This window comes from Gordonia phthalatica (genome assembly GCF_001305675.1).
Taxonomy (GTDB): domain Bacteria; phylum Actinomycetota; class Actinomycetes; order Mycobacteriales; family Mycobacteriaceae; genus Gordonia; species Gordonia phthalatica.
Map to the genome: position 1 here is coordinate 2,511,615 of NZ_CP011853.1, position 17,336 is coordinate 2,528,950.

Here is a 17,336-nt window from a genome sequence, read left to right on the forward strand (position 1 = left end):
TCTGAGGGTAATCGGGGGCCGGGGGCGGGTTTCGACTCGCTTCGCTCGCTCAACCGGCGAGGGAGGCTGCACGAGCACTCAACCGGCGAGGGAGGCTAGACGAGGCCTTCGATGCGGGCGGCGAGGTCGGCGCCGGTCAGGGGTCGTCGGGCGAGGACGAAGATGGTGTCGTCACCGGCGATGGTCCCGACCACTCCGGGCAGTCGGGCGCGGTCGAGAGCGCTCGCCAGGTATCCCGCGGCGCCCGGGGGCGTGCGCAGGACCGCCATGTCGCCGGACGAGTCGGTGGATACCAGCAGTTCGGACACCAGCCGGGATACCTTGTCGGTGCCTCCGGACACTCCGCGAACGGGACTTCCGTCTTCCGGCACCACGTACACTCCGACTCCCCCGTCAGCGGCGCGCAGCTTCACTGCGCCGAGCTCCTCGAGGTCGCGCGAGATGGTCGCCTGCGTGGCCTCGACCCCCAATTCTGACAGTCGCTGTTGCAGTTCCCCCTGGCTGCGTACCTGCTCGGCGGCCAGGATCTCGACGATCCGCGCATGTCGACCGGCCCGCGTGGCGGCGAGGCGCGCCGACTCCGACCGGTCGGAGTCGCTCGCGGTCACCGGGTTCGGACGGCTCACGCTCGCTCCATGATCCAGGCCAGCAGCGCCTTCTGTGCGTGCAGGCGGTTCTCGGCCTCGTCGAACACGACGCTCGCCGGCCCGTCGATCACCTCGTCGGTGATCTCCTCGCCGCGGTGGGCGGGGAGGCAGTGCAGGACGATCGCATCGTCCGCGGCGTAGCCGAGGAGTTCACTGTTGATCTGGTAGGGGCGGAACGGGCCGACCCGGTCCAGTCCGTCGGACTCCTGCCCCATCGAGGTCCAGGTGTCGGTGACGAGGACGTCGGCACCGGTGGCCGCGGCGATCGGATCGGAGATCAGCTCGACGCTGCCCCCGGTCTCCGCGGCGCGACGCTGCGTCGCCGCCACGACCTCGGGGTCGGGCTGGAAGGCGGCGGGACCGCTGATCCGCACGTGCATGCCTGCCGTGACACCGCCGAGCATCAGCGAGTGCGCCATGTTGTTGGCGGCGTCGCCGAGGTAGGTCATCGTCAATCCGGCGGCCTTGCCCTTGCGTTCGATGATCGTCTGCAGGTCGGCGAGGATCTGGCACGGGTGGAAGGAGTCGGACAGCGCGTTCACGACCGGCACCGACGAGTACTCGGCGACGGCCTCCAGACGGTCCTGGCCGAACGTCCGCCAGACGATGGCGTCGACGAAGCGGGACAGCACCCGGCCGGTGTCGGCGAACGACTCGTCGCGCCCCATCTGCGTGTTGGCGCCGTCGACGACGACCGCGTGACCGCCGAGCTGGCTGATGCCCACCTCGAACGAGAAGCGGGTGCGGGTGGAGTTCTTGTCGAAGATGACGCCGACCGCGCGCGGACCCTCGAGGGGGCGGAAGGCGAAGCGGTCGCGCTTCATCTCGGCGGCGAGGGCGAGGACCTCCGCCTGCTCGGCGGGCGTGAGGTCGTCGTCGCGCAGGAAGTGCCGGACGGTGGTGGTTTCACTCATGCGGGTGGAGCCTTTCGTGGGGCGCGCGACACTAGGCCTGCGCGGCGGTCGCGGCGTCGAGGATCGCGGGAAGGCCCGCGACGAAGCCTGCGGCCTGCTGGTCGGTCAGGATGAGCGGCGGCGCGAGACGCAGCACGTCCGCGGCCGGGGCGTTGATGAGGTACCCCGCGTCGCGGGCGGCGCTCTCGGCGGCCTTCGCGATCGGCGAGTTCAGCACCACGCCGAGCAGGAGTCCGTCACCGCGGACGTGCGCGATCTGCGGGTGCCCGAGATCCTCGATGCCGCTGGCGAGTGCCTTGCCGACGTGTTCGACGTGAGCGAGGAGATCGTTGTCGTCGATGTACTTGAGGACGGCGAGCGCGGCGGCGGCACAGGCCGGGTTTCCGCCGAACGTGGTGCCGTGATCGCCCGGACCGAACAGGTCGGCGGCCGGCCCGGTCGCGATGGCTGCTCCGATCGGCAGGCCGCCGCCGAGGCCCTTGGCGAGGGTCATCACGTCGGGCACGATGCCCGCTCGTTGGTGCGCGAACATCCAGCCGGTCCGTGCGATGCCGGTCTGCACCTCGTCGAGCATCAGCAGCGCACCATGCTCGGCCGTGATGGCCCGTGCCTGCGCCAAGTAGTCGGCGGGCGGGACGATGACGCCCTTCTCCCCCTGGATCGGTTCGAGGATCACGGCGGCGGTCTGCTCGGAGACCGCGGCGCGCAGCGCATCGGCGTCGCCGAACGGGACGAAGTCCACACCGGCGGGCATCGGCTCGAACGGTGCGCGCTTACCCGGCTGGCCGGTCATCGCGAGAGATCCCATGGAGCGCCCGTGGAAACCGCCTTCGGCCGCGATGATCTGCGGCCGCCCGGTGCGGCGCGCCAGTTTGAAGGCGGCCTCGTTGGCCTCGGTCCCCGAGTTGCAGAGGAAGACACGGCCGTCGTGGCCGAACGCGGCGAGCAGCCGTTCGGCCAGCTCGACGACCGGCTGCGAGATGTACAGGTTCGACACGTGGCCGAGGGTCGACAACTGCGTCGTGACGGCGTCGATGATCGCCGGATGAGCGTGCCCGAGGGCGTTGACGGCGATGCCGCCGAGCAGGTCGAGGTATTCACGACCGTCGGCGTCGTAGACGACGGCGCCCTCCCCGCGGACGAGCGCGATCCCCGGGGTGCCGTAGTTGTTCATGAGCGCGGCGTTCCACCGCTGCTGCAGGGGTGCGGTCATGACCGTCCTCCCTTTTCAGTCGTCCGCGACGACGGTGGTGCCCGACGTCGACGAGGTGAGTAGCGCGGCGACCACCGAGTGCGGTGAACGGCCGTCGATGACATGTGCGGCGCCGACGCCGTCCTGGACGGCCCGCATGCAGGCCTCCATCTTCGGCACCATGCCCGCGTCGAGACGCGGCAGGAGTGCCTCGACCTCGGCGGCGGTGATCCGGGAGACCAGCGACGATCGGTCCGGCCAGTCGGTGTACAGGCCCTCCACGTCGGTCAGCATCACCAGGTGCTCGGCACCGAGCGCGCCGGCGATGGCGCCCGCGGCGGTGTCGGCGTTGATGTTGTGGACTTGACCGGACGCGTCGGGCGCGATGGTCGAGACCACCGGGATGCGACCGGCCGCGATGAGGTCGTCGACCGCGGAGGTGTTGACGCTGCTGATGTCGCCGACGAGTCCGATGTCGACCTGCTCGCCGTTGACCAGCGCGGTCCGACGGACCGCGGTGAACAGGCGGGCGTCCTCGCCGGTGATGCCGACGGCGAACGGCCCGTGCGCGTTGATCAGGCCCACGAGTTCACGACCCACCTGACCGAACAGGACCATGCGGACCACGTCCATCACCTCGGGGGTGGTGACGCGGAAGCCGCCGCGGAACTCGCCGTCGAGGTCGAGCTTGCGGAGCATGGCCGAGATCTGCGGGCCGCCGCCGTGAACGACGATCGGGTGGATGCCGCACGCGCGGAGCAGGACGACGTCGGCCGCGAAGGCCTTCTTGAGATCGTCGTCGATCATGGCGTTGCCGCCGTACTTGACGACGACGCGCTTGCCGTGGAGGGCCGCCAGTGCGGGCAGGGATTCGGCGAGGACGGCTGCCTTCTGCAGCGCGTCGAGGGCGATGGTGTCCGTCATGACGAGTAGGCCGAGTTCTCTTCCACGTAGGCGTGCGACAGGTCGGTGGTGCGGATCGTGGCTTCGGCGTCGCCGAGCCCCAGGTCGGCGACCACCTCGATGCGGGTTCCGGAGAGGTCCACCTCACGGGCGCCGGGAACGCCGACGCCGTTCCGGCAGATCGGCGATCCGTTGAACGCCACGGTGATCCGGTCCGGATCGATGGTGACGGGTGCGGCGCCGATGGCAGCGATCACTCGGCCCCAGTTGGGGTCGGAACCGAACAGCGCCGTCTTGACCAGCGAGTCGCGGCCGACGGTCCGCGCGACGACGAGGGCGTCGTCCTCGGTCACGGCACCGGTGATCGTGATGGCGATCCGCTTGGTGACGCCCTCGGCGTCGTCCTGCAGCTGACCGGCGAGGTCGTCGCAGACGGCGAACACGGCGGCGTCGAGCTCGGCCTGCGGCACCTCGATCTGGCTGGCACCCGACGAGAGCAGGAGAACGGTGTCGTTGGTGGAGATGGAGCCGTCGACGTCGAGGCGGTCGAAGGTGCGTGCGGTGGCGCGCCGCAGGGCAGTGTCGACGGCCTCGGGGCTCACCTTCGCATCGGTCGTGAGGACGACGAGCATGGTGGCCAGCGACGGGGCGAGCATGCCCGCGCCCTTCGCCATGCCGCCGACGTTCCAGCCGCCCGTGTGGTGAAGTGCCACCTGCTTGGGTTTGGTGTCGGTGGTCATGATCGCGTGTGCGGCGTCGGTGCCCCCCTCGATGCCGCCCGCCATCTCGTGCACGATCTCGGTGACACCGGCGAGGATCTTGTCCATCGGGAGTCGTTCGCCGATGAGGCCGGTGGAGCAGACCGCCACCTCGCCGGCTCCGGTGTCGGTCCCCCAGTTCGACAGCGTCGACGCGACGGCTTCGGCGGTCGCATGGGAGTCCTGGAAGCCCTCGGGTCCGGTGCACGCGTTGGCGCCGCCCGAGTTCAGGATCACGGCGCGAAGCGCCTGGGACTTGATGACCTGCTGGGTCCACAGGACCGGTGCGGCCTTGACCTGATTGCGGGTGAAGACCGCGGCCGCTCCCAGGTCGGGTCCCTCGTTGAAGACGAGCGCGAGATCGGGATGGCCGCTGGCCTTGATACCGGCGGCGATACCCGCGGCACGGAAGCCGAGCGGTGCGGTCACGCCCTGGCGACGTGTCATCCGCGATCCGACGAGCAGGTCGATGTCGGGCACCGGGATGCTCTCGGCTGCGTCCGAGGCGGGGGTCTGCGTCATGGTCTGGTCCTTTTCGGGGTCCACTGTCGAAGGATGCGGGGCGGGGGCGTCGGTCACGGTGCGACGCCGACGATCGGGAGGCCTTCGCCTTCGCCCCAGCCGAGCGCGAGGTTCATCGACTGGACGGCCGCACCGCCGGTTCCCTTGGTGAGGTTGTCGACGGCGCCGATGGCGACGAAGGTGCCCGAGCGCTCGTCCACCGAGAGACCGATCGAGACCATGTTGGTGCCGAGCACCGAACCGGTCTCCGGGAACTCGCCCTGCGGCAGCAGATTGACGAACGCCTCGCCGTCGTACGCCTTCTCGTAGGCGACGCGGAACTCGTCGATCGACGCAGAGGTCCGGGCCGTGCACGTCGCGAGGATGCCGCGCGTGGTCGGCACCAGGACCGGGGTGAAGGAGACGGCGACCGGCATGTCGGCGGCGCGCGAGAGCGCCTGGGTGATCTCCGGGGTGTGCCGGTGGGTGCCGCCGACGCCGTAAGCGCGGACCGAGCCGAGGACCTCGGCGGCGAGGAGGTTCACCTTGGGCGATCGGCCCGCACCGGAGGTGCCGGACATCGCGACGATCGTGACCGTCGGCTCCACCAGGCCCGCGAGGAGTGCGGGCAGCAGGGTGAGGATGGAGACCGTCGGATAGCAGCCGGGGACGGCGATGCGGGTGGCACCGGCGACGATCTCCCGGTTGCCGGGCAGTTCGGGCATGCCGTAGGGCCAGGTGCCCGCGTGCTCTCCCCCGTAGTACGTGGTCCACTCGTCGGCGTCCTCGAGCCGGAAGTCGGCGCCGCAGTCGACGATCAGGGTGCTCGGCGGCAGCGCGTCGGCGATGGCCGCGGACTGGCCGTGCGGGAGTCCCAGGAAGACGACGTCGTGGCCGGCGAGGACCTCGGGGGTGGTCTCCTCGAGGATGCGGTCGGCGAGCGGGAACAGGTTGCGGTGCAGGTCGCCCAGGCGCGTCCCGGCGTTCGATCCCGCCGTGAGCGCACCGATCTCGAGTTCACCCGCCAGGGTTCGCGGGTGTCCGCAGAGGAGCCGAAGGATCTCGCCGCCCGCGTAGCCGCTCGCTCCGGCGACTGCAACCTTGATAGTCATGCAATCATTATGCACCACACCGCAAACTAATTCACGTCGTTCGACGCGAGTCTTTCGATCCGGACGAGCCGGGAATTCAGCGCCGCAGCGTGATCACGGTGATCTCCGGCGGTGCGAGCACCCGAACCGGCGGCCCCCAGGCTCCGGCGCCGCGCGTCACGTACACCTGGACGCCGTCGACGTCTCCCCAGCCCGCGGTCACCGGACTGGTGAGCGCCACCAGGTAGGTGTTCGGCCACATCTGACCGTCGTGGGTGTGACCGGAGAGTTGAACGTCGGCACCGAACTCCGCGGCGTCGACGGCCTGTGTCGGCTGATGCGCGATGAAGAGGACCGGCCGGTCGGCGGTCCGACCACCGAGCGCCTTCGCATAGTCCGGTCGGTAGGGTTCCGGCGCGGTGCGGTCGTAGACGCCCGCGAGGTCGATGACTCCCCCACCCCGATGCAGTTCCACCCGCTCGTTGCGCAGGGTGCGGATCCCTAGGGTCTCCCAGAAGTCCAGCCACGACCCACCGTCGTCTTCGACGTAGTACTCGTGGTTGCCGCTGACCGCGAACACGCCGAGCGGCGCACGCAGGTCTTGGAGGGGCTGGAGGTCGGGCCCGACGTGCTTGACCGATCCGTCGGTGAGGTCGCCGCCCAGGATCACCAGATCCGGGCGCTGAGCGTTGACCCGGTCCACCACTTTCCGGACGAAGTCTCCTCCGCGCGCCGGACCGGCGTGGACGTCGGTCACCAGAGCCACGCGGACTCCGTCGAACTCCGCAGGCAGATGCGCCATCGTCACCGACTCGTCGACGATCCGCGGTGAGGAGGCCTCGACGAGACCGTAGGCGACGGTGCCGAGCGAGACCACCGCGACGAGCGCGGTCGCACCGGCGGTCGTGCGGCGCCCGAGGTGCGGTCCGGCGTCGCGGCCGCGCAGCCGCGCGACTCCTCTGGCGGCCAGCCGGATCACGGCGATCAGCAGGGTGCCGAGCATCAGGTAGTAGACGACGGCGGCCCAGGTGAATCCGACGACGCCGACTGGGCGCGCCCACGCCGGGTCGAGTGGCCCGCCGACCGCGAACGCGCCGACCATGGTGAACCCGAACACCGCGAGCACGATGTCCGCGGCGACCGCCCAGCGGCCCCGGACTCCCGGCAGTCGGACCAGTCGACGATGCAACCAGAACGACAGCAGCGCGACGGCGACTGCCGTCACCAGGAGGCGGATCAACGCAGTCGGGCTCCCACGACCTCACCGGCGTGCGCGACGGCGGCCATCTTGGCCGCAGAGCCCTCGTCCTCGGTCAGCGTCCGGTCGCCCGCACGGAAGGTGAGGGCGAAGGTCAGCGACTTGTGTCCCTCGCCCACCTGCTCACCGGCGAAGACGTCGAACAGTGCGATCGATTCCAGCAGTTCGCCTGCACCGGCGACGAGGGCGTCCTGCACGTCCTGTGCGGCGACGGCGGCGTCGACGACCACGTTCACGTCCTGCAGGACGGCCGGGAAGGGCGAAACCTTCGGCGACGGCAGGTTCTCGCGCAATGGGAGCGCGTCGACGTCGATCTCGACGGCGCAGAGGCGGGCGGGCAGACCGGCGCGCTCCAGCACGGCGGGATGCAGTTCGCCCGCGTAACCGACGGCGACTCCGTCGGCCTCCAGTCGGGCGCAGCGGCCGGGGTGCCACGGCAGGTGGTCGTCGGCGTGCAGCGTCAGTTCCACGCCGGACGCCTTGCCGATCTGACGGGCGGCCTCGAACGCGTCGTAGGCGTCGGCCGCGCGGCCCTTGCCGAGCGGGCCGGTGGGCTCACGCAGACCGGTCAGCACGACGCCGACGTGCAGCGGCTGCTTCGGCAGCGACGCGTCGAGCGCGGCGAGTTCCTCGGCGGACGGTCGACGGGTCACGTCGAGGGCCGGGACGGTGGGACCCGTCTCGCCGCCCAGGACCACCTGGCCGATGGCGTAGAGCGCCAGATCGCGCTGGCCGCGGGCGATGTTGCGCGCCGCCATCTCGAGCAGACCCGGCAGCAGCGTGGTGTTCAGCTCCGGACGATCGGATTCGAGCGGGTTGAGCACCGACACGGTGCCGCGACGCGGGTCGTCGTTCGGGAGACCCCAGGTGTCGAAGACTCCGGCGGGCAGGAACGGATACGGCAGCACCTCGACGTAGCCGTCGGCGGCCAGGCCGGTGCCGATGGCGCGACGACGACGCTGGGCTGCGGTGAGGCCGGTGCCCCCGGGCGCCCGCGGCACCACTGCCGGAATGTCCTCGAGGCCCTCCAGACGCAGCACCTCCTCGACCAGGTCGGCGCGCATGCGCAGGTCCGGTCGCCAGGTGGGCGGGGTCACCAGCAGCGGAGCGGTGCCGGCGACGTCGCAGCCCACCTCGCGGAGCCGCGCCGCGGTGGTACCCGCCGGGTAGCCGATGCCTGCGGTCTGATCGGGCAGTGCGGGGTCGATCTCGATGACGGGCAGGTCCGCGGCGGGCGCCTGAGCGTCGGCGAGCGCGCCGGCCACGAGTCCGCCCGCGTACTCGACGATGAGGGCCGCGGCGCGATCAGAGGCCACGGCGGTGATCGCCGGGTCCACCAGACGCTCGAAGCGCTTCGCGGCCTCCGACGTCAGCTTGTGCCGCTTGCCGGTGCGGAAGACGCGGACCTGATCGAAGTTCGCGGACTCCAGGAGGATGGTGCTGGTGGAGTCGGTGACCTCGGTCGCCGCGCCACCCATCACGCCGGCGAGGGCGATGGCCCCGGAGTCGTCGGCGATGACGATGTCCTCGGGATCGAGCGTGCGGGTGACGCCGTCGAGCGTTTCGAGGGTCTCCCCTGACTTCGCCGCGCGGACGCGAACGGTGCCGGTCACCTTGTCGGCGTCGAAGGCGTGCAGCGGCTGGCCGAGTTCGATCATCACGTAGTTGGTGATGTCGACGATCGCCGAGATCGGGCGGATGCCCGCGACCATGAGCCGCTTGGCCATCCACCAGGGCGACGACGCGGTGGCGTCGACGCCGTCGATGATGCGCGCGGTGTAGCGGGTGGCCTTGCCGTCCTCGTCGAGGGCCACCGGCCAGGGCTCGCGGTCGACGTCCACTGGCAGCGGTTCGCCGGGCAGGCCCGCGTCCACGTACGGCACGGCGAAGGCGCTGGCGAGTTCGCGGCCGAGGCCGCGCATGGAGAAGGCGTAACCGCGGTCGGGCGTCACGTTCACGTCGATGGCGGTGTCGACGAGGCCGAGGACCTCGCGGGCGTCCGCGCCCGGTTCCGCGGTGCCCGGAGCCAGGACGAGGATGCCGGAGTGGTCGTTGCCGACGCCGAGTTCGGTGACCGAGCAGATCATGCCGTCGGACGTCTTGCCGTAGGTCTTGCGCGTGGCGATCGCGAAGTCGCCGGGCAGCACCACGCCGGGCAGTGCGACGACCACGAGGTCGCCGACGCCGAAGTTGCGGGCGCCGCACACGATGTCGCGGGGGGCGTCCTCGCCGACCTCCACCTGGCAGAACCGGATCGGCTTCTTGAACTCGGTGAGCTCTTCGATGGCCGCGACCCGACCGACCACCAGCGGACCGGTGATCTCCGGGAATGGCTCGACGTCCTCGATCTCGAATCCGACGCGGACGAAGCCCGCGTCGATCTCCGCGGTCGACGCGGTCCAGTCCGGGGTGCCCTTACGCAGGACCTCGGTCAGCCAGGACTCTGGGAGACGCACTGTTCACCAACTACTTTCGTGTCGTCGCTGCGGCGATCGGGATCGCCGGAAGTTGTCTGGGGGTCGGGCGCGTCAGAGCGCGGGACCGAAGGGTCGGGTGAAGCGGACGTCGCCCTCCACCATGTCGCGCATGTCGGGGAGGTCGTTGCGGAACTGCAGGGTCCGCTCCAGCCCCATGCCGAAGGCGAAGCCGGTGTACACGTCGGGGTCGATGCCGCTGGACCGCAGGACGTTCGGGTTCACCATGCCGCAGCCGCCCCACTCCACCCAGCCGGCGCCGCCCTTCTTGGCGGGGAACCAGACGTCCACCTCGGCGGACGGCTCGGTGAACGGGAAGTAGCTGGCCCGCATGCGGGTGGTGGTCTCGGGACCGAAGAGCGCCTTGGCGAGCACTTCGAGGGTGCCGCGCAGGTTGGCGAGGGTCAGTCCCTTGTCGACGGCGAGGCCTTCGATCTGGTGGAACACCGGGGTGTGAGTCGCGTCCAGTTCGTCGGTGCGGAAGGTGCGGCCCGGGCACGCGACGTAGATCGGCACCTCGCGGCTCAGCATCGAGCGCACCTGCACCGGGGAGGTGTGGGTGCGCAGCACCTGGCGGGAGCCCTCGGGTGCGATGTAGAAGGTGTCCTGCATCGACCGTGCCGGGTGATCCGGCAGGAAGTTGAGGGCGTCGAAGTTGTGGTGCTCGGTCTCCACCTCGGGCCCCTCGGCGATCTCCCAGCCCATGCCGACGAAGACGTCGGCGATCTGCTCGCCGATGACGGTGATCGGGTGGCGGGCTCCGCGGCTGCGGCGGTCGGAGCGCAGGGTGACGTCGATCGACTCGGAGACGAGCACGGCCGCGTCGCGCTCGGCGGTCAACGTGGCCGTGCGGGCGTCGAGGGCGGCCTGGACCTTGCCGCGGACCTCGTTGATCAGCTTGCCCGCCGTCGAGCGCTGGTCCTTGGGAATGCTGCCGAGCGCCCGCCGCGCCAGCGCGATCGGCGAACGATCACCGAAGTACGCCGCTTTCGCCTTCGCCAGCGACTCGAGGTCGGTGGCGGCGTCGAACGCGGAGACCGCATCGGCGACGGCAGCATCCAACTCGGCGCTGGTGGGGAATTCGTTGACAGCAGTGTCGTCAGCCACCGGGCTCGCATCTCCTATTGCCTATAAGCGTGCAAAGAACTCCCGTCAAGGGTAGTCGAATTGCCGGTCCCCCTTGTCGTCAGGGGAGATCCTTCGGTCGACCCGACACGCCGCGGGTCGTTCGAGTGAAAGACGAGGGTCGGCGATTTTACGCAGTCATGGGATAGGTTCATCAAAACATCCGTTCCGGCACCCAGTCGCCGGATGCTGAGGGAGGACGCTGATGCCGGCGCAACCAGGAAGTCACATCGCTGGGTACCGAGTGATCTCACTGCTCGGATCCGGGGGCATGGGTGACGTGTACGTGGTGGAGAACGAGTCGCTGAAACGCCAGGAGGCGATGAAGGTGATCTCGGTGGGAGGCGCGTCGAACGACGACTTCCAGCAGCGATTCACCAACGAGGCCCGCACCGCCGCCTCGCTCGACCATCCGAGCATCATCACCGTGCACAGCTACGGCGTGGCCGATGGGATGCCGTGGTTCACCATGAGCTACGTCAAGGGCAAGGACCTCGCCTCCGCGCCGCTGACCCCGGCCGACGCAGTCACGGTGATCGAGCAGGTGGCGAGCGGCCTGGACTACGCGCACGCCCGCACGGTGGTCCACCGCGACATCAAGCCCGCGAACATCGTCGTCACCCGGACCGACGACGGCGGCGTCGACCGCGCCGTGATGCTCGACTTCGGCATCGCGAAGCTCGCGGACTCACCGCAGCTCACCGCGGTCAACTCGGTGGTCGGCACCGCCGCCTACACGGCTCCGGAGATCATCAGCGGCCAGGCGGCGTCGGCCAAGTCGGACCAGTACTCGCTGGCCTGCACCGCCTACCAACTGTTCGCAGGCACGGCCCCCTTCAAAGCCGACACCACCACCGCGTTGATGATGGCGCACGTCCAGCAACCGCCGCCCGCACTGGGACAGGCCCGCCCGGACCTCGCCGCGCTCGGCCCGGTCCTGCAGCGAGCGATGTCCAAGGATCCGAACGCGCGCTACGCGAACTGTCGAGCCTTCGCCGAAGACCTTCGCCGCGCCCTCGGCCAGACCCAGGCGGGCACGGCCACGTCGGTCGCCGGGGTGGCGACGATGCCGCCGACGCCGTCGTCGGGCCCGTCGTCGGTGCCCGGCATGATGCCGCCCTCGAACCCTGGCACTCCGCACTACGCCTCGCAACCCGGCATGACCCCGCCGCCCCAGACCGGCGCACCGCACTTCGCCGGGCAGCCGTACTCCTCCCAACCGGGCATGACCCCGCCGCCGCAGACCGCAGCGCCGCAGTACGGCTCGCAGCAGTACACGTCTGCGCCCGGCATGACGCCGCCCCCCGGATATCAGGGCCAGCCGTCGCAGCCCGGCATGGCGGTGCCGCCCGGTGTTCCGCCGTACCCGCCCGGTGGCGGTTTCCAGCCGGCGTGGGGCGCACAGCCTGCGAAGAAGAGCAAGAAGGGACTCTGGATCGCCCTCGCGGCGGCCGCCGTCCTGATCGTCGCGATCGCGGGCGCCGCCGTCGCGCTGTGGCCGAAGGGCGACGACGGCCCGCCGCCCGTCGCCCACCCGAACATGCAGTTGGTGACCGACTCGCTCACGTCGTGCGCCGTCAAGGACGCGCTGCTGTACTGCTGGGGCAACAATGACGCCGGCCAGATCGGTGACGGCAGCACCTCGCAGCAGAACACGCCGGTCAAGGTTCCGGGACTCAAGGACGTGACCGCGGTCAGCATCGGCGCCTACAAGGCGAAGTCCGACAAGTACCTGGCGACGACGTGCGCCGTGGCCGAGGGCGACGTGTACTGCTGGGGATCCAATTACTACAGCCAGACCGGCGACGGTGCCGAGAGCGAACGCCACGTTCCGGCGAAGGTCCCCGGCCTGCCCAAGATGACCGCGGTGAGCACCGACTTCGGCAGCACCTGCGCCATCTCCGAGGATGAGGAAGTGTACTGCTGGGGTGCCGGCGAGTTCGGTCAGATCGGCACCGGCGACACCTCCACCCGCGTCGCCAAGCCCGTGAAGGTCAGCTCGCTGTCCGGTATCAAGTCCATCGATTCCGGCGGTGGCACCGTCTGCGCCGTGAACGGGTCCGGCGAACTCTACTGCTGGGGTTACAACAGCCGCGGTCAGATCGGCGACGGAACCACGGTGCAGCGGAACACCCCCGTCAAGGTGCAGAACCTGACGGACGTCACCGCGGTCACGATCGGTACCGCCTACGACAGCGACGAGAAGCTGCTGATCAACACGTGTGCGATCGCGTCGGGCAAGGTGTCCTGCTGGGGTGCCGATTCGTCGCTGCTGCCCGAACAGAAGCTGACGCCGACGGTGATCAACGGCATCGAGAACGCCCAGGTGATCTCGATCAACGTCTCCACCGCGTGCGCGGTCTCGGACGGTCAGGTCTGGTGCTGGGGCAACAACAAGTTCGGCCAGGTCGGCAACAACGAGGAGTCGGAGACCACCGTTCAGGCGCCGACTCGCGTCACCACGCTGGAAGGCGACATCAAGTGGGTGACGACCGGCATGAGCGCCACCTGTGCGGGGACCGACCGCAACGAGGAGGTCCACTGCTGGGGGTCGTCGCAGAACGGCCAGATCGGCAACCCTGGGGCAGCGAGTGAGAAGCAGCTGCAGCCGTTGAAGGTCAGCTTCTAGTGTCCTGAACCGGAAATTGCTTTCGGGTTTCTGTGGATCCGGTGGGCGGCTGGCAAGGCGGAGGAGGGAGGCATAGCGGTAGCTATGTCGACTGACGACAACGCAGCCAGGCGTTCACCGGGCCGCAGAAACCGCAAGCGAATTTCCGGTGCAGGACACTAGAACCCGGAACTCCGGAGCCGATCGGCCGTCGCGGGCTACAGACAGCGCCCGCGGCGGCCGATCGGCACCACCATGGGGGTTCCACTGATCGGATCGCTGACGATCTGTGAGGTGAGGCCGAACGACGCCGCGAGCAGTTCGGGAGTCAGCACGTCCTCGGGGGCGCCCTCCGCGACGATCTCACCGGCACGCATCACCACCAGCGCGTCGCTGTATCGAGCGGCGAGGTTCAGGTCGTGGAGCACCATCACGACGGTCTTGCCGTGGTCCGTGCGGAGTTCGTCCACCAGGTCCAGGACGTCGACGGCATGCGCCAGGTCGAGGTAGGTGGTCGGCTCGTCGAGGAGGATCAGGTCGGTCTGCTGAGCGAGGGTCATCGCGATCCACACGCGTTGACGTTGGCCACCGGACAGGGAGTCGACGGCGCGATCCGCGAGCGCTGTGGTCGAGGTCAGCTCCATCGCCTGGGCGACGGCCTGCTCGTCGTCCGAGGACCACTGGCGGAACCACGACTGGTGCGGGTGGCGTCCGCGGGACACCAGGTCGGAGACCGTGAGTCCGTCGGGTGCCACCGGATTCTGCGGCAGCAGGCCGAGCGTGCGTGCGACGTGCTTGGGTTTCTGGTCCGCGATGTCATGCCCGTCCAGCAGCACGCGTCCGGCGGACGGGGTCAGGAGTCGCGACAGGGTGCGCAGCAGGGTCGATTTCCCGCAGCCGTTGGGGCCGACGATGGTGGTGACCTGGCCGGTGCGGATCTCGACATCGAGGTTCTCGATGATGGTCGTGGCGTCGTACCCCACCGAGAGTCTCTCCGCGCACAGCCGGGGGCGTGCCGCGGGGGTCACGACGGTCGACGGCGAGGATTCTTCGATCTGCGCGGAAGTGGTCACCCGACGATAGTAGCCTCACCTAATTTTGGTTAGCCACACCTGACTGGTCGGTGTCGACCATGCGGTTCCACTCGGCAGCGTCCTCGGCGGCCAGGTAGACCCAGGCGAGAACGCCCGAGGAGAGCACCGCCCTGACCCGTCGGTAGTCGTCGACCTCGTACTCGTCGGCGGCCGCCAAGCCCGCGTCGTCCAGCTCCAGCCGCGCACCGGGCACCGGCTCCGCGGTCGGATCGGGCCGGAGAATCAGATGGGTGTCGATGCCGCTGAGCGCTACGACCGCCGGGTCGGTGATCGTCACGGTGTCGACGCGGAAGCCGGGCAGGGCGTCCGGGATCGTCGAGAGCCGCCTGCCTAACACTCCTTCCTGGACGACCGGATCCATCAGGGTGCCGTAGCTGAAAAGGACGTTCATGGTCCAGAAGCCTACTGCGACAGGAGATTCAGGCAGTTCTGGACGTTCATCGGTTCTGGACGCGGGCGCTTGCGTAGAGGCAGACGGCGCTGGCGGCCGCGAGGTTCAGGCTCTCGGCACGACCGCGCAGCGGGATCCGAACCCGATGGTCGGCGCCGGCGAGCACGCCGTCGGGCAGTCCGTGCGCCTCGTTGCCGAACAGCCAGGCGTGCGGTGCCGCCAGGAGTTCGTCGGCGTCGTCCAGGTCGACCTCACCGTCCATCGTGGTCGCGAGGGTCGCGACTCCGGCGGCGGAGACTGCGACCAGTCCCCCATCGACATCGGCGTGACGCACCACCGGAACATGGAAGACGCTGCCCGCACTGGCGCGGACGCTCTTGCCGTTGTGCGGGTCCACCGAGTCCCCGAGGAGGATCACCGCGTCGGCACCCATGGCGTCCGCGCAGCGGGTGAGGGTTCCGAGGTTGCCGGGCTCGCGCGGTTCGACGGCCACCACGAGCAGTCTCGGCGCGTCGGCGAGGACGGTGTCGAGGTCGACGGTCAGCAGATCGCAGACCGCGAACACACCGGGGGTCGTCGTGGTCTCCGACAGTTTGTCGGCCGCACGACGATTCAGCCAGTGGACCGGGACGCCCGCGGTCACGGCGCGGTCGACCAGGTCCGCGTTGCGCTCGGAGTCGTCGTCGCGCACCAGTAGTTGCTGTGCGCGGCCGGTGGTGAGCGCCGCGTCGACGGAGTTGAATCCTTCGACGAGGAACCGGCCTTCACTGCGCCGCACGGAGCTGCGGTGCAGTTTGGCCAACGAGACGACCCGCGACGAACGTTCGGTCAGAACGTTCGTCGCGGGTCGGAAGTCAGTCACTGGGCGTGATCTCGGGGTGAGATCAGGCGACCGGTGCGTTGACGTCGGCCGGCAGCGCCTTGCGTGCGACCTCGACCAGGCCGGTGAAGGCGGCCGGATCGGTGACGGCGATGTCGGCGAGCACCTTGCGGTCCACCTCGACACCCGCGAGCTTGAGGCCCTGGATGAAGCGGTTGTAGGTGATGTCGTTCGCACGAGCAGCCGCGTTGATGCGGGTGATCCACAGCTTGCGGAAGTCACCCTTGCGTGCCTTGCGGTCGCGGTAGGCGTAGGTCAGCGAGTGGAGCTGCTGCTCCTTGGCCTTGCGGTAGAGGCGCGAACGCTGTCCGCGGTAGCCCTTCGACGCCTCCAGAACGGAGCGGCGCTTCTTCTGGGCGTTGACAGCCCTTTTCACACGTGCCATGAGTCTTTGTGTCCTTCTAAAAGTTCTTGCGGGAGATCAGCGGTTGAGCAGGCGCTTGATACGCGGAGCGTCGTTCTCGCTGACGACCTCGATGCCGCTGAGGCGACGGGTGACGCGCGACGACTTGTGCTCCAGGAGGTGGCGCTTGCCGGCCTTCTGGCGGACGATCTTGCCGCTGCCGGTCACCTTGAATCGCTTCGAGGTGCCCTTGTGGGTCTTGCTCTTAGGCATTGACTTTCCTTCATTCGGGCGAACTCCGTTCACTCCCGGACCCGTGATCCGGGAGTGAACGTGAACTCGCTACTGCTTTCGAGTGTTCGGTTCAGGAGCCTTGGTGCGGCTGCTGGGCCTTGGCCCGGGTCTTCGCGCCCTTGTGCGGGGCGAGGACCATCGTCATGTTGCGGCCGTCCTGCTTGGCCGAGGTCTCGACGAAGCCGTACTCGGCGACGTCGTCCCCCAGGCGCTGTAGCAGGCGGTATCCCAGCTCGGGGCGGGACTGCTCGCGACCGCGGAACATGATCGTGACCTTCACCTTGGAACCCGCTTCGAGGAACCGGACGACGTGACCCTTCTTGGTCTCGTAGTCGTGGTCGTCGATCTTCGGGCGGAGCTTCTGCTCCTTGATGACGGTCATCTGCTGGTTACGGCGGGACTCGCGCTTCTTCTGCGCCGCCTCGTACTTGAACTTGCCGTAGTCCATGATCTTGCACACCGGCGGGCGTGCGTCAGGCGCAACCTCTACCAGGTCCAAGTCGGCTTCGTAAGCCAGGCGAAGCGCATCTTCAACACGCACAATGCCCACCTGCTCTCCGCCAGGTCCGACCAAGCGGACCTCGGGGACGCGGATGCGCTCGTTGATGCGGGTTTCAGTGCTGATGTGGCCTCCTCGATCAATGTTTTCCATGTGGCCGGCCAAATGGACTGGCAAGCGTGAGGAGATTCGAGGCCCAGAACACCAGTGTGCCCGTCGGGATCCAACCTTGTGGTTGGCCGACCGGGCGGCGGTGTGACCGGAACCGTAAAACTGCTCGAAGACGGGCGTCGTACGGTGGGACTCGAAGAATCCTCTTGCTACCCCGACGTGAGTCGAGGCGGTCATGCTGTGACACTCTATC

16 protein-coding genes are annotated in these 17,336 nt (G+C 69.1%); 1 reads left to right on the forward strand and 15 read right to left on the reverse strand.

Going from position 1 to position 17,336, the window contains the following annotated elements; genetic code table 11:
- Nucleotides 1–95 precede the first annotated feature (95 nt).
- The 9 genes from ACH46_RS11790 to pheS all read right to left on the reverse strand — a co-directional run bounded on the left by ACH46_RS11790 (nt 96) and on the right by pheS (nt 10,845).
- Complete coding sequence (locus ACH46_RS11790; protein ID WP_226995598.1) at nt 96–626, reverse strand: arginine repressor; 531 nt, start codon at nt 624–626, stop codon at nt 96–98.
- The gene (gene argF, locus ACH46_RS11795; protein WP_062393061.1) at nt 623–1,561 is read right to left on the reverse strand and encodes an ornithine carbamoyltransferase; all 939 of its coding nucleotides are present in this window, start codon (nt 1,559–1,561) and stop codon (nt 623–625) included. Before argF ends, ACH46_RS11790 begins: the two co-directional genes overlap by 4 nt.
- A gap of 31 nt (nt 1,562–1,592) precedes the next feature.
- A complete protein-coding gene (locus tag ACH46_RS11800) occupies nt 1,593–2,774 on the reverse strand; it encodes an acetylornithine transaminase (RefSeq protein WP_062393063.1) in 1,182 nt (393 codons plus the stop codon).
- A gap of 15 nt (nt 2,775–2,789) precedes the next feature.
- Nucleotides 2,790–3,677 (reverse strand): acetylglutamate kinase, encoded by an 888-nt coding sequence (gene argB / locus ACH46_RS11805; RefSeq protein WP_120298720.1) that lies wholly within the window; start codon nt 3,675–3,677, stop codon nt 2,790–2,792.
- Nucleotides 3,674–4,936: a bifunctional glutamate N-acetyltransferase/amino-acid acetyltransferase ArgJ gene (argJ, locus tag ACH46_RS11810; RefSeq protein WP_120298853.1), complete on the reverse strand. Its 1,263-nt coding sequence runs from the start codon at nt 4,934–4,936 to the stop codon at nt 3,674–3,676. The genes argB and argJ overlap by 4 nt, the downstream gene beginning before the upstream one ends.
- 53 nt (nt 4,937–4,989) lie before the next feature.
- Nucleotides 4,990–6,027 carry an N-acetyl-gamma-glutamyl-phosphate reductase gene (gene argC / locus ACH46_RS11815; protein ID WP_062393065.1) on the reverse strand — a complete coding sequence of 346 codons (1,038 nt, stop codon included), beginning with the start codon at nt 6,025–6,027 and terminating at the stop codon, nt 4,990–4,992.
- A 76-nt stretch (nt 6,028–6,103) separates the two neighbouring features.
- On the reverse strand, nt 6,104–7,246 hold the full coding sequence (locus ACH46_RS11820) for a metallophosphoesterase (protein WP_062393067.1): 1,143 nt from the start codon (nt 7,244–7,246) through the stop codon (nt 6,104–6,106).
- Nucleotides 7,243–9,720 carry a phenylalanine--tRNA ligase subunit beta gene (gene pheT / locus ACH46_RS11825; RefSeq protein WP_062393068.1) on the reverse strand — a complete coding sequence of 826 codons (2,478 nt, stop codon included), beginning with the start codon at nt 9,718–9,720 and terminating at the stop codon, nt 7,243–7,245. The genes ACH46_RS11820 and pheT overlap by 4 nt, the downstream gene beginning before the upstream one ends.
- Nucleotides 9,721–9,792: 72 nt before the next feature.
- Complete coding sequence (pheS, locus tag ACH46_RS11830) at nt 9,793–10,845, reverse strand: phenylalanine--tRNA ligase subunit alpha (RefSeq protein ID WP_062393070.1); 1,053 nt, start codon at nt 10,843–10,845, stop codon at nt 9,793–9,795.
- A gap of 289 nt (nt 10,846–11,134) precedes the next feature.
- On the opposite strand from pheS, the gene ACH46_RS11835 reads away from it, so the two are divergent.
- The gene (locus ACH46_RS11835; protein WP_236995098.1) at nt 11,135–13,492 is read left to right on the forward strand and encodes a protein kinase domain-containing protein; all 2,358 of its coding nucleotides are present in this window, start codon (nt 11,135–11,137) and stop codon (nt 13,490–13,492) included.
- Between the two features lie 197 nt (nt 13,493–13,689).
- Here the strand turns inward: ACH46_RS11835 and ACH46_RS11840 are convergent, their stop codons facing one another.
- The 6 genes from ACH46_RS11840 to infC form a co-directional block, all read right to left on the reverse strand.
- A complete protein-coding gene (locus ACH46_RS11840) occupies nt 13,690–14,526 on the reverse strand; it encodes an ABC transporter ATP-binding protein (RefSeq protein ID WP_417935300.1) in 837 nt (278 codons plus the stop codon).
- A 37-nt stretch (nt 14,527–14,563) separates the two neighbouring features.
- Complete coding sequence (locus tag ACH46_RS11845) at nt 14,564–14,956, reverse strand: gamma-glutamylcyclotransferase family protein (RefSeq protein ID WP_062393074.1); 393 nt, start codon at nt 14,954–14,956, stop codon at nt 14,564–14,566.
- A 46-nt stretch (nt 14,957–15,002) separates the two neighbouring features.
- A complete protein-coding gene (locus ACH46_RS11850; RefSeq protein ID WP_062393075.1) occupies nt 15,003–15,818 on the reverse strand; it encodes a TrmH family RNA methyltransferase in 816 nt (271 codons plus the stop codon).
- A 22-nt stretch (nt 15,819–15,840) separates the two neighbouring features.
- A complete protein-coding gene (gene rplT / locus ACH46_RS11855) occupies nt 15,841–16,221 on the reverse strand; it encodes a 50S ribosomal protein L20 (protein WP_062393077.1) in 381 nt (126 codons plus the stop codon).
- A gap of 36 nt (nt 16,222–16,257) precedes the next feature.
- A complete protein-coding gene (gene rpmI / locus ACH46_RS11860) occupies nt 16,258–16,452 on the reverse strand; it encodes a 50S ribosomal protein L35 (protein ID WP_062393078.1) in 195 nt (64 codons plus the stop codon).
- Between the two features lie 91 nt (nt 16,453–16,543).
- The gene (gene infC / locus ACH46_RS11865; RefSeq protein WP_082399909.1) at nt 16,544–17,125 is read right to left on the reverse strand and encodes a translation initiation factor IF-3; all 582 of its coding nucleotides are present in this window, start codon (nt 17,123–17,125) and stop codon (nt 16,544–16,546) included.
- Nucleotides 17,126–17,336 lie beyond the last annotated feature (211 nt).

What these genes read in the sequence shown, in the direction of transcription:
- argF (WP_062393061.1), bottom strand. Translation starts at nt 1,561, where the DNA reads ATGAGTGAAACCACCACCGTCCGGCACTTCCTGCGCGACGACGACCTC.
- ACH46_RS11800 (WP_062393063.1), bottom strand. Translation starts at nt 2,774, where the DNA reads ATGACCGCACCCCTGCAGCAGCGGTGGAACGCCGCGCTCATGAACAAC.
- argB (WP_120298720.1), bottom strand. Translation starts at nt 3,677, where the DNA reads ATGACGGACACCATCGCCCTCGACGCGCTGCAGAAGGCAGCCGTCCTC.
- argJ (WP_120298853.1), bottom strand. Translation starts at nt 4,936, where the DNA reads ATGACGCAGACCCCCGCCTCGGACGCAGCCGAGAGCATCCCGGTGCCC.
- argC (WP_062393065.1), bottom strand. Translation starts at nt 6,027, where the DNA reads ATGACTATCAAGGTTGCAGTCGCCGGAGCGAGCGGCTACGCGGGCGGC.
- ACH46_RS11835 (WP_236995098.1), top strand. Translation starts at nt 11,135, where the DNA reads ATGGGTGACGTGTACGTGGTGGAGAACGAGTCGCTGAAACGCCAGGAG.
- ACH46_RS11845 (WP_062393074.1), bottom strand. Translation starts at nt 14,956, where the DNA reads ATGAACGTCCTTTTCAGCTACGGCACCCTGATGGATCCGGTCGTCCAG.
- rplT (WP_062393077.1), bottom strand. Translation starts at nt 16,221, where the DNA reads ATGGCACGTGTGAAAAGGGCTGTCAACGCCCAGAAGAAGCGCCGCTCC.
- rpmI (WP_062393078.1), bottom strand. Translation starts at nt 16,452, where the DNA reads ATGCCTAAGAGCAAGACCCACAAGGGCACCTCGAAGCGATTCAAGGTG.
- infC (WP_082399909.1), bottom strand. Translation starts at nt 17,125, where the DNA reads ATGGAAAACATTGATCGAGGAGGCCACATCAGCACTGAAACCCGCATC.